Source organism: Neoasaia chiangmaiensis (assembly GCF_002005465.1).
In the GTDB taxonomy this organism is placed as follows: Bacteria; Pseudomonadota; Alphaproteobacteria; order Acetobacterales; family Acetobacteraceae; genus Neoasaia; species Neoasaia chiangmaiensis.
On the sequence record NZ_CP014691.1, the window covers coordinates 1,863,902 to 1,876,845 of the forward strand.

A 12,944-nucleotide genomic window follows, 5' to 3' on the forward strand; every position below is an offset into this window, starting at 1 on the left:
GCCATTACGCGGTCATAATCATGTTGCCTGTATGGATTTCATCGACGGGCGGGCGGGTTATGAAAGAAAGTGGCGGACGGCGGAATGCCGGCATCGATATACTGCGTGGGCTGTCGATCCTGATCGTCGTTTGCCACCACATCAGTTTGCGCGTGCCAATCCGGCATACGGCGCTCGCGGATTTTTTGCCCGCGCCGGTGATCCGGATTCTGGGCCGGGGCGGCGGCGATGCCGTGACGATGTTTTTCGTGTTGTCCGGATTTCTGATCGCCACGCGCTGCCATGAGCGGTTCGGGGATTTGCGCTCGATCTCGCCATGGGTATTCCTGCGCCATCGGGCGGCGCGGATTTTGCCGTGTCTTCTGGTGTTGCTGGCCGTGTTGTCGGTGCTGGCGGCAGTGGGGCCTGACTGGTTTCGTTTCAGGCAGCCCGGGCAGTCGGTAGGGGGTGCGGTTTTTTCCGTGCTGACGTGTTCGTTCAACTGGTTCGAGGGGAGAACGACATGGGCGCCGGCCAACTGGGATGTCCTGTGGTCACTTTCCATCGAGGAGGCGTTTTATCTGGCGTTTCCGTGGATCTGTCTCATGCCTTCGCGGGTGCGCATGATATTTCTGGGCGCCTTGATTATTTTCGGCCCGATCGACGATATTTTATTGCGCGGTGCCAATGAGATATGGCGTGAAAAGGCTTATTTTCCCGGTTTCGGGTCGATTGCGGCGGGGGTTGCCGCGGCGTTGCTGGCGCGGCGTCTGACGTTGTCGGTTCGCATGTGCCGGGGTTTTCTCGTGCTGGGCGCGGTCATGGCGCTGCTGGAACTGGGCGACGATGGGGTGATCTGGCGTCATCTCGGCGTCTGGGTTGTCTGGCTGCTGACGTTCGGCGTGGCGCTGATGCTGCTGGGTCTGGATGGCCTTGGCAGGGCGGGACGACGCACGGCGCCGACCGCTGGCACGCACTGGATTCAGGGTTGTGGGCGCCTGAGCTATGAAATTTATCTGACGCATATGTTCATCGTCATGCCGGCGGTGATTTTATTCGGGAAATTCGGCGGTACGGCGGATCGTGCAGGCTGGCTGGTTTATGGGCTGGTTCTGCCGATGGCGTGGCTGCTGGGGGCGGGCGTTGCCGCGATATGGTCCCGCCCGGCAGCACAATGGCTGGATCGCCGGGCGGGAAAGCAGCGCGGGAGCGCGCTTTCTCCCGTCTGAAATAGGGACTGGATTAAATCCGGTAAAACTGAAAATCGTTTCGATATAATTTCTTTATCATGTCCCTGCCCCGGTTTTTCCGGGGCAGGTTTTTTTGGCCGTGTGATGGCCGTGCGTTTTTTACGAACGCGGATCGGGCTTGTTCGCGACCGGCCAGGCGGCCTGTGCGAAAATCTGCCCGTAATTATGGACCTCGGTGATGAAGGTCTGCTCATCCTGAAGGACCAGCTTCACCGTCGGGGCCAATGTGCCGCCGATCCGGTATGTGGCCGGATCCTGCGGATTGGCCGAGCCGGGTTGTGGCAGCGTGTCGATGAAGGACTGCACATAACCCTGCGGATCGACGAAATGGCTGTACGTCTCGAACGGCGCGGAGGACGGATTGCCGAGAACCAGTCCCGAGGCGTTCAGTGGCACGTAAGGCCCGAAAATGCCTTTACGCGAAACGAAACCGTAAATGCCATCCGGCCCCGTGCTGTTGCCGGTAAAGGTTGAATGATGGCTGATCGTGAACAGATAGGTCAGGCCGTTCTGGAACACGACATGCGGGCGTTCGGTCTGGTCGTTGACGCCGAGCGCCGTGACCAGGGCGGGCAGCATCGTCCAGCGCAGGCGGGAGAAATCCCCGCTTTGGTAGGCGCCGTCTTCCAGCCGCGCGATGCCGATGGCCGCGGCACCATATTGCGCGCCGGCCGGCACCGTCGTGGCCGGGGGCACCGGGCCCATCTCCGCCGAGCCGATGGTGAAGTCACCGCGCATGCCCGGGACGTTGCCTTCGAACAGGGCGTAGATCTTGCCGTCCGTCGGGTTCAGGAAAACGTGCGGATCGCGGAAATCCCAGTAGGGATCCTCGCCGATATTGGCATAATTGATGCCGTCCGCCTCAAACATGTCGGTGCAGACATCGAAGCCTTCGAACCATACGCCGGTATCGTCCGCACGGATGGTGCCCTGCGTGTGCGACGGCACTGACTGCGCCGGCGTGCCGTTGACGGAGGTGTAGAACAGATCGACGGTATTGTCGGTCTTGTCGCGCATGACGGCGCAGCCGGACCATTCCCAGTCGCGCTTGTTGGCGCCTTCCGCGATGACGCGGCCGCCGAAGGTCCAGTCCTGACCGTTCCGGCTGTAATAATAGGCGATGTAGGAGAAATTATTGCGATTGTGCCAGCCTTCCGGCGTGTCGCCCGTCGCGGCGCGATCGGCCACGAGGCTGAACATCACATACCAGCCTTTGAACGTGACGGTGTTGCCGCGAATATCGCGCAGCGACCATGTGTCCCATTGCCAGACGTTCGGATTGATGACCGGGAAATTATAATCGATCACCGGCATGGTGGTGGTCGGATCGTCCGTATGAATTTTCATCGCATCGGCGATCGTCCAGCGCGACGTATATTGGCTATTTGCCACAGCTTCGACGGCATTTTTATCGATATCGTTCATGAAGAACTCCAGACATAAAAAAATCCGCCCGGTAAGGGGCGGATTTATTGGTATTCTGTGTAGTGACCTGATATTTAGTTGCTCGCATTGGAGCAGTTCACGGCGCTTATCCGATAAGGCCATTCGTGCCAGAGGCCGGCTTTTGCCGCCCGTTGTTTTTGGCACTATGCCATTCTTATAACAATGCTGCGCGCGGATGCAAGCCTTATTTTCAGAAGGTTCGTTTTTTTGAGGATATCCCGGCATCTTTTTGTCATGAAACCGGATGTCCGAAAGCGGCATTATGGCCTGTCAGCAGAAGGGTGCCGCCATGTCCCACGCGATGCCACAGGATCGGAATGGTGATCCGCAGCCCGAGCAGACACCGGCGCCGTCACGCCCGGACCATCCGGCGGACCCGGATAACGAGACGTTCGACATGCCTTGTGAGGAGATTCCAGCATGACCCGAATGACTGTTTTTGCGAACCGGGAACACGCCACCCGATTGTTTGTTGCGGGCGTGACGCTGGGGGTGCTCGTGATGTCCGGCGGGTGTCATAGTGGCGCGCCGTCCCGGGAACAGCCCAGTGTAGGGCCGGGCGGAATCAATGGTGGCACCGGTCCGGGCAGCACGGCCGAGCCGGGTTATGCGACGCCGCCGATCCATACGCCGCAGCATGGCGAGAACTGAAGGCTGTTCGCTGAATATTCCTGAACCTGTTTTTGCAGGAGGCTCGCGCGAACGCATTTTCGCCGTTCGTGCATAATCGTTATTTTATCGATACGATTGCGCGGCACGTTACGGCTGACAATCGCCTTTTTTGGCATGACGAGAAGCAGAGACCCGTCGTCGTGACGGCATGAATGCTCCTGAAACACCGGTTGGCCAATCCTGTGTATTCGGAATGCGCCTTGCAGAAAGTTGCAGCAAGAATCCTGGGAAAGAGGAGATTTTCTAAAGCGTGAAACACAAAGAATTATAGAACTTGTGCAGACACGTGACGCTGTTGACTCACCACTTCCTGGCGGAAGGAAACGACGCGCCTTGAATGACGTCCCGAAATCGGAGAGCCGTAATTCGCAGATTCTTCAGCTTCATGAAGAGGAGCTGACGGTCGAGCGCGTATCGCACGTGACAGGTGAGGTTCGCGTCTCGATCACGACACAGACACAGGCGCATGAAGTCCGGGAAATTCTTGCGCGGGAGCGTGTCACTGTCGAGAATGTGCCGGTTGGCAGGATTGTCGACGAACTGCCCCGACAACGCCAGGAGGGCGATACGACGATCATTCCCGTTGTTGAGGAAGTCGTCGAGGTGCGGAAGCGTTATCGAATCCTTGAGGAAGTGCATATCAGGCGTGTCGCTGGACACGTCGTGCATGAAGAGTTGATCGATCTTCACCATGAACGCGTGTCCATCCAGCGGAATGGGCAGGACGCCGACGCGTTCGATATGTTTTCAACCAGTCCGGTACAGCAGGAATCAGAAGCCATGAGCAGTGAAACAATCGTTGCTGTTTTTGATGAGCCCACCGCTGCATTACGTGCCATTGAGGCGCTTGAGAGCGCGGGTGTCCCGCGGAATGCCATCCATCATTATGACCGCCATAATGAAGTCGAAGGCGAGAATATCGGCGATGCCGATGTGGAAACGCACCATCAGACCGGTTTCTGGAGTTGGCTGACGGGCAGCGACACCGGTCGCGAGCACCACGCCTTTTACGATCAGACGGTGAAGAGCGGTGGGACTGTCGTCACCGTCGTAACCGACGCGGCGCAGGCGGATCGGATCAACAGCGTCCTGCAGGAACATGGCCCGATTGATCTGGATGAGCGCCATTCCGAATATAGCGCTTCGGGTGTCTATGGCGAGGGCTTGCCGGGCACGGCCACTGGCGATACCGCGAATGCCGATCGCGCGACGCAGGACCATACGTCCAGCGAGCAGGTCATTCCCCTTGCGGAGGAAGAGCTTGAGGTTGGCAAGCGGGACGTGGACCGTGGGACGACGCGGGTGCGGCGTTACACGGTTTCGCGGCCTGTCTCCGAGCAGATCCGCCTGCGCGATGAGTCGATTTCCGTGCTTCGGCGGCCGGTCGAACGTGATCGCGCGGTTGGTGCGGACGCGTTTACGGACCGGGAAATCAGTGCGACGGAAGTTGATGAGGAGGCCGTCGTTCACAAGAGCGCCCATGTCGTGGAGGAGGTCGTGCTGAAAAAGGATGTCAGCCAGCATGACGAAACGATTCAGGATACGGTGCGCCGCGAGGAGATCGAGGTCGATGGCCCGAAAGGGCATGATGTGAGCAAGATAGACGACGGCAGGACCTGATCTCTCGGGCGTTATTGTTTCTTGTGGGAAGTGCCGTGAGGGATTGTCGCGGCACGACCGGCGACGGGTCTGCTCCAGCTTGCCCCAGATAACAGTGATAGAATGCTGGTGTCTGGGTATTTGCCGACGTGGTCGGCGCTAGGGCCTGTTAGGGCTTGAAAGCGCTCGCTTTCTGCATAGCTCTTTGTGATGAACATGATGCAGTCTGTGATTTCCGATGATGCGTGGCGGGTCTGGGAGCCTTTGATCGAGGCGGTGCGGCCCAGGGGTAAAACACCGCCATGCAACTTGCGTCAGACGGTGTCGGCGATCTTCTGGCGTCACCAGAACGGCGCGAAATGGCGATCTATCCCCTCTGAATTCGGCCCCTGGTGGACCGCAGCCCAGCTTTTCATTCGATGGGCAAAACTCGGCGTCTGGGAAGCACTCTTCGAGCGAGCAAAAAACCGGGATCCAGCCCTGGGCATGGTCTTTCTCGATGGCACGGACATCAGGGCGCATCACAAGGCGGCGGGAGCGGCCAAAAAGGGGGATTCCGAAAGAGCCGAAGCAATTGTCAGGCACTTGGTCGCTCGCCGACAGCCCGCATGCGCCACTGCGCTGGGCAGCGGAGATCGCGGCCGGTGTGGCGGTCAAATATCGCAACGATCCGGCGCTGCCGATCACCCAGGTGCTGCTGACCGTCGCGCCGCCATCGCAGGAAAACGACTGGTCCTTCACCGAGCAGGACTCGCTGCTCTATGAAGGACTGTCGGTCTTCGCGGTAGCGGATGACGGGACCGTCTCGGTCCTGCGGCTGACCACCACGTATCAGACCAATCCGGCCGGTATGGCCGATGATTCGTATCTCGACGTCGAGACACTGAATACGCTGGCCTATGTGATCCGCGTCACGCTGACGACGAGCGCCGGCCGCACGAAGGTCGTGCAGGTCCGCCTGCAGATCGCCCAGGGCGTCGCCTCGATGGCGCCGGTCGTGCCGTTGCTTCCGGGCGGCAATTTCATCCCTCCCAACGCCATCGTTCTGCCGAACGGGTCGGTCCTGGTGACTGGTTCCGGGCAGGCTCTGACCATTTGAGGCGCCCATGAGCGGAACACAGCAACAGGTGGTGTCGCCAACGGCGCCCAACGAAATTACAGCGATCACCGAGCTTCAGCCCACCGATACGGTCCTTCTTGTTCGGGGCAATAATGTCTTCCAGATATTGTTCGGTCAGCTGACGGCTGCAGCGCTTCCACTCAGTGGAGGCGAAATTTCGGGCGGCCTGAGCGTTGCCAGCGCGCCGGCGGAGGAAAACGATGTCGTTCGGCTGCAGAATCTGACGCAGGCCCTGTCGACCAGTGGTCTCGCATCCTATGCCTCTAAAGCCCAGACAGCCGCGACGAATGCTGAAAATTCTGCTCAGGGCGCAGCAAACGCGGCCGCTACAGCGGTTTCGGGGCAAAAAGGTGCGCCACTCGGTGTCGTTCCGCTGGATGTCAATGGTGCGGCGATGCTGTCTGGCCAGTCGGTACTTCAGCATGACGCGGCGACCGGTGTTCTTACCCTGAATGTCGCCGGCCTGAAGGTCGCCTTCGGTGTCGGCGACGATCCCGGCGCGTCTGGCCAGATTTGGGCCGCTGACAGCGGCTATCTCCGTTATTCGATTGGACCGGCCACATGAAGCGACAGGTTTCGTTTGCAATTGCGACCGTTGTCGCATTGGCTTTGGGTTCGGCTCATGCCGCGCCGGGCATCCTGGCGCAGGCGACCAGCGCCGCGCAGTCTCTCGGGCGCTATGCGCCGATGAAGCCGCCGGGTGGGCTTGATCTGGCCACACCGCTGGGCGGTGCAACCGGTCCCGCGCTTCAGGCGTTGGTTCAGACGGCGAATAATTCCGCCCAGCTGGATGCGAATCAGAACGTGACGAATCCGCTTCTTTCGACGCAGGCTCAGATCAACGTCAACGGCTCGGCGTATTCGCAGATGGCGTCGGGCGATCTGTCGGCGATCGGCGGCGGATATGACGCGTCGTTCATCGGCGGGATTGCAGCGCAGACCTTGCCGGGCTCCCCTTATGGTTCCGGATATGCGCAGCCCGGTCATCTACAGATCACCGGCAATCCGTCCGGCCCCTTTAACGCCGGCTGCGTGCTCTGCCTTGCGGAAGAGCCGACCGTCCATCCGGGCATGCCGATCTCTGGTCAGGACTTCCGGGGTGGCTTCGTCTCGACGCATGACGCCGTGCAGTTCGAGCAGGTGCCGACGAACGCCATGGCGCGCATGATCCTGGCTGTCGATCACTACACCGCGACAGCCGTCGTGCTGAAAACCGCCCTGACGGCGGCCCAGATCGCACAGATCCATTCGGGCATGTATATCGTCACCAACTCGGTGCCGGGCGGGGCCACGCAGACCGCGATCGGCGATGCCAGCCTGAACGGTGCGCTGCCTTCATTCCAGAACTACGCCGGGAATGTGCAGAGCGTCTCGGCGGACGGCACGACGATCAACGTTTTTGGCTGGGCGCAGGAGCAGCAGCAGGGTGGCGCCGTGCCCAGCACGTCGTCGCTCGATACGGTCTGGGACCCGGCCACGACATCACCGGTCGTCTATCTCGGCATGCCGAACAAGACCTTCGGCCAGAACACTTACCTGCAATATGACGGCAGTCGCGGTGGTCAGGGCGGCAGTGCCGCCACGTCCCTGATCCATCAGATGGAGTGGAACGAGGTCGATGAGATCGTCAACAACACCGCCAGGGACCGGGAGGTCAGCGTCCACGGCCTGACACTGACGACGAACGCGAACAGCCCGACCCAGCTGACGAATGACAGCTACCATCTCTATCTGGCGGGCGGTCAGCAGACCTATATCAGGATGTCCCCGCAATGGTGGTCGGTTCCGATCCGATCCGACCAGATTTTCGTCAACGCCCCGCAAGGTCCGGCGCTGACGGCCGGCGCAACGCAGGTTCTGACCTCGTTCGGGCAGTCCACGAATACCGGCGGCAACACGTGGGCCGCGCATCACATGATCCGGCTGATGGCGTGGAACACGCGAAACGTCGCAGACGATGGGACGAGCTATACCAATATTACGACGAACCTCGGCGTGGGCGTCGACGGCACAGCCAGCACCGTGCCAAGCCAGATACAGGGACACCTTGAGTTTACGCCGGCCGCCAACCCCTACGGGCTGTCAATCTGCTCGAGCGGGCAAAGCGGCGCGACGTGCAGCATCCAGCTCGATAACTATGGCAACCCCAACGTCATCCAGCAACTCAACCTCACAAAAGGCGGCTGGCTTAACTTCGCCGACAAGTACGGCAATGAAGGCGGCTGGATACAGCCGCCGAATGGTTCGGATACGACCGGGGCGACGTCCGTCAACGAGATTGATGTTCACTTCCCGGCAGCCAACGGGTTGCTCAATATCCTTGGCGCCGCGCGCACATACGCGCTTTCGGTAAGCGCGGCCGCGTATAATCCAGCCACGACAAGCGGCTCTACCACGACAGCGGCGTCGGTGTCCGGCCAGGGCACCTACCAGACGTGGAACCAGCTGCACTCCGGTTCAGCCAACACGGAAATCATCAACATCGCTCCGGGCGGTGTCACCGGGGGATTTTCATTCTATGCCGTCAACTCCGGCGCGGACCCCACTACAGCCACGGCCCTTTTAAGCATGTCAGCACAGAACGCGCGTTTCAGCACGGATGTGTTCGTCGGCAACGGCAAGGCGATCCATCTGCCGGATGGGCAAGGTGGCGATGCCTATATCTACAATGCCGGGAACGGCACGGTTGGGATTGGCGGCGGCAAGCTTGGCCTTGGTGCGCAAGCATCTGTAAGCGCCAACGGAACGCAGTGGAGTTTCGCTGGCCCGATCGCCGTGCCGGAAACGGAAGTGTCTGGCCCCCTTCAAACCTTGGCCCAGATCAAGGCCGCCACGCATTACGAGGGCGACGAGGTGTGGTGCCACGATTGCCTCAACAGCGGACAGGCGACCGGCAAAGGAACGGGACGGAAGGTCTGGCGTGACAGCGCCGGAACGTGGCGAACCGGCGATGGCGCGGTAGCCGCGAACTGACATCCAGCCGCCCCACCCGGGCGGCTTTTTTCTGCGCTAAACGATATGTGGTTGCCCTTGAATACCCTGCGCTTCCTTTGCTTGGCGCCATCGATCGAGGCTCTCGCGCAGCGACGTGCCATTCTCGGATGTCTGGCCGGCCATCCCGGGGGCTATTATCTCCGGCCGCGCGTTGTCGAATGTCGAGAGCGCACACCTCAATGGACTCATTGCCCAGGAGGTCTCAGCGCGTCAGACGGAGAATGCGCGTATTCAGGCACCGCACGTTCACACTGGCCAAGGGCAGGCATCCGGTCCGGTCGGTATCGGACACGTGTCGACGCCGAGTGAAGCGGCCTCGACGGCCGAAACGGTGCCGCAGGCGTCATCCACGCCGGTCAAAGCCCCATCAGAGTCAGCGGAGCCAAAAGCGACCGAGGGCGAGAATGCTGCCGCACATGATCCGGATCCGGCGACACAACACCAAGAATAGAGTTTGGGGCCAAGCTTGGGGCCAAAATGATGGCCATTAGCTCAAAGCCTAGTCATATCAATGTGTTATGATTGGGATTATGGTGGAGCCAATCGGAATCGAACCGACGACCTCTTGAATGCCATTCAAGCGCTCTCCCAACTGAGCTATGGCCCCGCCAGATCAAAACGGTTTCCTTGGGGAGAAACCGTGGCGGGGGTATAGCGGGGGCCGGACGTGCTGACAAGCGGCAAAAACCGATTTTTTATGTTGCGAGGATGCCATGTGCGCGCAGGGCCTGGAACAGGGGCAGGCGTGGCAGGCCGAGCACGGCGTCGTAGGTGCCGTCGATGGTGGTGAAAAGCTGGGCGCCGCGGCCTTCCAGACGATAGGCGCCGACGCAGTCGAGGAGTGTGGCGCCTTCCGCTGCCAGATAATTGTCGAGGAAATGTTCGGAGAAGGCGCGCATGGTCATGCGGGGCGTTTCGAGATGGGACCACAGTGGCGTCGAGCCTCGGAAGAGGACGATCGCGGTATGAAGGGCATGCGTGCGGTTGCGCAGTGCGAGCAACTGCCGCCGGGCATGCGGGAGGTCTGTCGGCTTGCCGTAGATTTGTCCGTCGCATGACAGGATCTGGTCGGCGGCGAGGATGATGGGATCAGCGCCATGGTCGCCGTTCACAGCATGGGCGGCCAGGCGCGCCTTGGCGTGGGCCAGTTCGAGCGCCATGCGGCCGGGCGTGGCGCCGCCTTCCGTCAACTGGTCGCGCAGGGCCGCCTCATCGAGGGGCACGGGGTGGGGTCGGACAGTCAGGCCGCTTTCCGTCAGCAACTGGCGTCGAATGGCCGAACCGCTTGCCAGAACGAGAATCGGGTCGTCTTGAGAAGTGTCGGCGGGCATGAATAGTACGACTCCAGTACTTGAGGTGGGTGAAACCCTGTCGATGAGTACCGTCAGTACTGGGGTACATGGGGACAGTACTGCAAGCGGGGACGCGCGGTACCGAGTACTGGGGACGGTACGGAAAACGTCGATGACGGTGGGTTGTACACAGCCTTCCTGGGGATTTTTCGGGATAGAATCGTGGAGCGAGCGGGGGACCGCGATTCGTTGGTTGTACACAGTGTGGGAAAGTCGGGGTACGTTTTCGGAAAGACGGGTACCCCGTCATCCACAGGGCTTATAACCTCCGCAAGGATTTCTTTCTTTATTCTTTCATGGTTAGTGATCGGCCATGGATCGCGAAAACTCTCTTTCGGCGTCGGCGAAAACGGCGTCCAAACCGCTGCTGCGGGTCCTCCAGGGCGAGGCCGTCTGGCCGCCGCCGGTCTGGCTGATGCGCCAGGCCGGGCGGTATCTGCCGGAGTTCCGTGCGTTGCGGGACAAGGCGGATTTCATGACGCGCTGCATGACGCCGGATCTGGCGACCGAGATCACGCTGCAGCCGATCCGGCGTTATGCGATGGATGGGGCCATCCTGTTTTCGGACATTCTGGTTCTTCCGTGGGCGCTGGGGCAGAGTCTGGATTTCGTCGAGGGCACGGGGCCGGTTCTGGAACCGATCCGCGATCGCGCGGCGCTGGCGCGGCTTTCCGCCCAGCGGGTGGCGGAGGCGACGGCGCCGGTGCGCGAGACGTTGCGACGGCTGGCGCAGGCTTTGCCGTCGGCCACGACGCTGCTGGGTTTCGCGGGCAGTCCGTTCACGGTGGCGTGCTACATGGTCGAGGGTGGCGGTTCGCGGGAGTTCGCCGTCACGCGGGATATGGCGCTGAACGATCCGGCGTTGTTCGATGCATTGCTGGATTTGTTGACGGAGACCACGGCGGAGATGCTGATCGGGCAGATCGATGCCGGGGCTGAGGCGGTGATGCTGTTCGACAGCTGGGCGGGGTTGTTGCCGCCATCGCAGTTCCGCAAGCATGTGATCGCGCCGACGCGGCGGATCGTCGAGCGGTTGCATACGGCGCGACCCGGCGTGAAGGTTATTGGTTTTCCGCGTCTGGCGGGAGTGATGGCGGCGGAATATGCGCGGGAGACGGGCGTGGATGCGCTGGCCTGCGACACGGGGGCGGATATGGCCAGGATTGCCGCCGAGGTGCCCGCGACCTTGCCGTTGCAGGGTAATCTCGACCCGCTGATCCTCAAGGCCGGTGGGGAGGCCCTGACGACTGAGGCGCGGGCGATCCGCGATGCCATGCGGGGGCGGCCGCATATTTTCAATCTCGGCCATGGGGTCGTGCCGCCGACGCCGCCGGAGCATGTGGCGGCGCTGGTGGAGACGGTGCGGGATGTTTCGGCATGACGGCGTCGGCGCTTGATGCGGCGGGCGTGCTGCGTCTGGTGATTTTCGATTGCGATGGGGTGCTGATCGACAGTGAGGGTCCGTCCAACCATCTGATTGCCGAACTGGCGCGGGAAGCGGGTCTTTCGATGAGCGGCGCGGAAGCGGAGGCCCGTTTCGCGGGCAAGGCGTTGCCGCAGGTCCAGCGCGAGCTGGAGGCGGAGAGCGGGTGCGATCTGGGGGCGGGCTGGGTCGATGACGTGCAGGACCGGCTGGTGGTGCTGATGCGTCATGCGGCCGAGCCGATCGACGGGGCCGGGGCGATGCTGGCGGGGTTGCGCGATCTGGGCGTGCCGCATCGGGTGGGGTCCAATTCGTCGGTCGATGAAATGGAAGCCAAGTTCGGGCGTGTCGGGTTTGTGGACCATTTTCCCGCGACGCGGGTGCATTCGGCGCGGGACATGGGGCGGCCGAAGCCGGACCCGCATGTGTATCGGCATGCGGCGTCGGTGGAAGGTGTCGCGCCTTCGCAATGCGTGGTGATCGAGGATTCCGACACGGGCGTTGCGGCGGCGCATGATGCGGGGATGGCGTGCGTCCTGTTGCGGGCGGCGGGGCCGTTGCCGCCGCATGTCTGGCCGGGGTTGCGGCGGATAGGCCATCTGGACGAGCTGGTGCCGCTGCTGCGTGATGTTCTGCGGAGTCAGGGGCGATGATGGCGCTTCTGCCGTGGCTGAACTGGCTGAAAGCGTTTCATGTGATGTCGTTCATCGCGTGGATGGCGGCGACGTTCTATCTGCCGCGGCTGTATGTCTATCACTGCCAGACGGCGGTGGGATCGCCGGAGAGCGCGCGGTTCAAGGTGATGGAGCGCAAGCTGTTGCGCGGCATCATGACGCCGGCGGCGATCGGCACGCTGATTTTCGGTGGGTTGCTGGCGGGCATACCGGGGGTGATTGACTGGCATGCGCCCTGGTGGTGGGCGAAGCTGGCGGGTGTTGCGGGGCTGTTTGCCTTCCATGGTGCCTGCGCGCGGTGGCGGCGCGACTTCGAGGCGGATCGCCGGGTGCATCCCGAGCGGTTCTATCGCATTGCCAATGAAGTGCCGACACTGCTGATGGCGCTGATCGTCATCATGATTATCGTGCGGCCCTGGAGCGGCTGACCGGGAA

At 61.5% G+C, this 12,944-nt stretch carries 12 protein-coding genes, 1 tRNA gene and 1 pseudogene; 11 read left to right on the top strand and 3 right to left on the bottom strand.

Annotated features, from left to right (window positions below):
* Positions 1-59 precede the first annotated feature (59 nt).
* On the top strand, positions 60-1,208 hold the full coding sequence (locus A0U93_RS08785) for an acyltransferase family protein (RefSeq protein ID WP_077808430.1): 1,149 nt from the start codon (positions 60-62) through the stop codon (positions 1,206-1,208).
* Positions 1,209-1,328: 120 nt separating this feature from the next.
* Here A0U93_RS08785 and A0U93_RS08790 read toward each other — a convergent pair whose 3' ends face one another.
* On the bottom strand, positions 1,329-2,654 hold the full coding sequence (locus A0U93_RS08790) for a glycoside hydrolase family 68 protein (RefSeq protein WP_077807026.1): 1,326 nt from the start codon (positions 2,652-2,654) through the stop codon (positions 1,329-1,331).
* Positions 2,655-2,964: 310 nt separating this feature from the next.
* Between A0U93_RS08790 and A0U93_RS16945 the strand changes: the two genes are divergently transcribed.
* From A0U93_RS16945 to A0U93_RS08825, 7 genes and pseudogenes are all read left to right on the top strand, one after another.
* The gene (locus tag A0U93_RS16945) at positions 2,965-3,099 is read left to right on the top strand and encodes a hypothetical protein (RefSeq protein ID WP_264960599.1); all 135 of its coding nucleotides are present in this window, start codon (positions 2,965-2,967) and stop codon (positions 3,097-3,099) included.
* Positions 3,096-3,326 carry a hypothetical protein gene (locus A0U93_RS08800; RefSeq protein ID WP_077807028.1) on the top strand — a complete coding sequence of 77 codons (231 nt, stop codon included), beginning with the start codon at positions 3,096-3,098 and terminating at the stop codon, positions 3,324-3,326. Before A0U93_RS16945 ends, A0U93_RS08800 begins: the two co-directional genes overlap by 4 nt.
* Positions 3,327-3,680: 354 nt before the next feature.
* Positions 3,681-4,967 (top strand): DUF2382 domain-containing protein, encoded by a 1,287-nt coding sequence (locus tag A0U93_RS08805; RefSeq protein WP_147151038.1) that lies wholly within the window; start codon positions 3,681-3,683, stop codon positions 4,965-4,967.
* Between the two features lie 207 nt (positions 4,968-5,174).
* Positions 5,175-5,579, top strand: a pseudogene (locus A0U93_RS16775) (transposase); the annotation flags it as partial.
* Positions 5,521-6,045 carry a hypothetical protein gene (locus A0U93_RS16185; protein ID WP_169852648.1) on the top strand — a complete coding sequence of 175 codons (525 nt, stop codon included), beginning with the start codon at positions 5,521-5,523 and terminating at the stop codon, positions 6,043-6,045. The pseudogene A0U93_RS16775 and the gene A0U93_RS16185, both read left to right, overlap by 59 nt.
* Positions 6,046-6,052: 7 nt before the next feature.
* Complete coding sequence (locus A0U93_RS08820; protein WP_077807031.1) at positions 6,053-6,631, top strand: hypothetical protein; 579 nt, start codon at positions 6,053-6,055, stop codon at positions 6,629-6,631.
* The gene (locus A0U93_RS08825; RefSeq protein ID WP_077807032.1) at positions 6,628-9,039 is read left to right on the top strand and encodes a hypothetical protein; all 2,412 of its coding nucleotides are present in this window, start codon (positions 6,628-6,630) and stop codon (positions 9,037-9,039) included. The genes A0U93_RS08820 and A0U93_RS08825 overlap by 4 nt, the downstream gene beginning before the upstream one ends.
* 552 nt (positions 9,040-9,591) lie before the next feature.
* On the opposite strand, the gene A0U93_RS08835 is transcribed toward A0U93_RS08825, so the two are convergent.
* Together A0U93_RS08835 and A0U93_RS08840 are read right to left on the bottom strand one after the other, a co-directional pair.
* Positions 9,592-9,667, bottom strand: a tRNA-Ala gene (locus A0U93_RS08835).
* An 88-nt stretch (positions 9,668-9,755) separates the two neighbouring features.
* On the bottom strand, positions 9,756-10,391 hold the full coding sequence (locus tag A0U93_RS08840; RefSeq protein ID WP_077807034.1) for a Maf family protein: 636 nt from the start codon (positions 10,389-10,391) through the stop codon (positions 9,756-9,758).
* 334 nt (positions 10,392-10,725) lie between these two features.
* Here A0U93_RS08840 and hemE point away from each other — a divergent pair, with 334 nt between their 5' ends.
* From hemE to hemJ, 3 genes are read left to right on the top strand one after another with little or no spacing between them, the layout of a single operon-like run.
* Positions 10,726-11,793 carry a uroporphyrinogen decarboxylase gene (gene hemE / locus A0U93_RS08845; protein ID WP_077807035.1) on the top strand — a complete coding sequence of 356 codons (1,068 nt, stop codon included), beginning with the start codon at positions 10,726-10,728 and terminating at the stop codon, positions 11,791-11,793.
* Positions 11,790-12,488 (top strand): HAD family hydrolase, encoded by a 699-nt coding sequence (locus tag A0U93_RS08850; RefSeq protein ID WP_077807036.1) that lies wholly within the window; start codon positions 11,790-11,792, stop codon positions 12,486-12,488. The genes hemE and A0U93_RS08850 overlap by 4 nt, the downstream gene beginning before the upstream one ends.
* Entirely contained in the window at positions 12,485-12,937 is a 453-nt protein-coding gene (gene hemJ / locus A0U93_RS08855) for a protoporphyrinogen oxidase HemJ (RefSeq protein WP_077807037.1), read from the top strand. Before A0U93_RS08850 ends, hemJ begins: the two co-directional genes overlap by 4 nt.
* Positions 12,938-12,944 lie beyond the last annotated feature (7 nt).

What these genes read in the sequence shown, in the direction of transcription:
- A0U93_RS08820 (WP_077807031.1), top strand. Translation starts at nt 6,053, where the DNA reads ATGAGCGGAACACAGCAACAGGTGGTGTCGCCAACGGCGCCCAACGAA.
- A0U93_RS08790 (WP_077807026.1), bottom strand. Translation starts at nt 2,654, where the DNA reads ATGAACGATATCGATAAAAATGCCGTCGAAGCTGTGGCAAATAGCCAA.
- A0U93_RS08840 (WP_077807034.1), bottom strand. Translation starts at nt 10,391, where the DNA reads ATGCCCGCCGACACTTCTCAAGACGACCCGATTCTCGTTCTGGCAAGC.
- A0U93_RS08800 (WP_077807028.1), top strand. Translation starts at nt 3,096, where the DNA reads ATGACCCGAATGACTGTTTTTGCGAACCGGGAACACGCCACCCGATTG.
- A0U93_RS08825 (WP_077807032.1), top strand. Translation starts at nt 6,628, where the DNA reads ATGAAGCGACAGGTTTCGTTTGCAATTGCGACCGTTGTCGCATTGGCT.
- A0U93_RS08850 (WP_077807036.1), top strand. Translation starts at nt 11,790, where the DNA reads ATGACGGCGTCGGCGCTTGATGCGGCGGGCGTGCTGCGTCTGGTGATT.
- A0U93_RS16945 (WP_264960599.1), top strand. Translation starts at nt 2,965, where the DNA reads ATGTCCCACGCGATGCCACAGGATCGGAATGGTGATCCGCAGCCCGAG.
- hemJ (WP_077807037.1), top strand. Translation starts at nt 12,485, where the DNA reads ATGATGGCGCTTCTGCCGTGGCTGAACTGGCTGAAAGCGTTTCATGTG.
- hemE (WP_077807035.1), top strand. Translation starts at nt 10,726, where the DNA reads ATGGATCGCGAAAACTCTCTTTCGGCGTCGGCGAAAACGGCGTCCAAA.
- A0U93_RS08785 (WP_077808430.1), top strand. Translation starts at nt 60, where the DNA reads ATGAAAGAAAGTGGCGGACGGCGGAATGCCGGCATCGATATACTGCGT.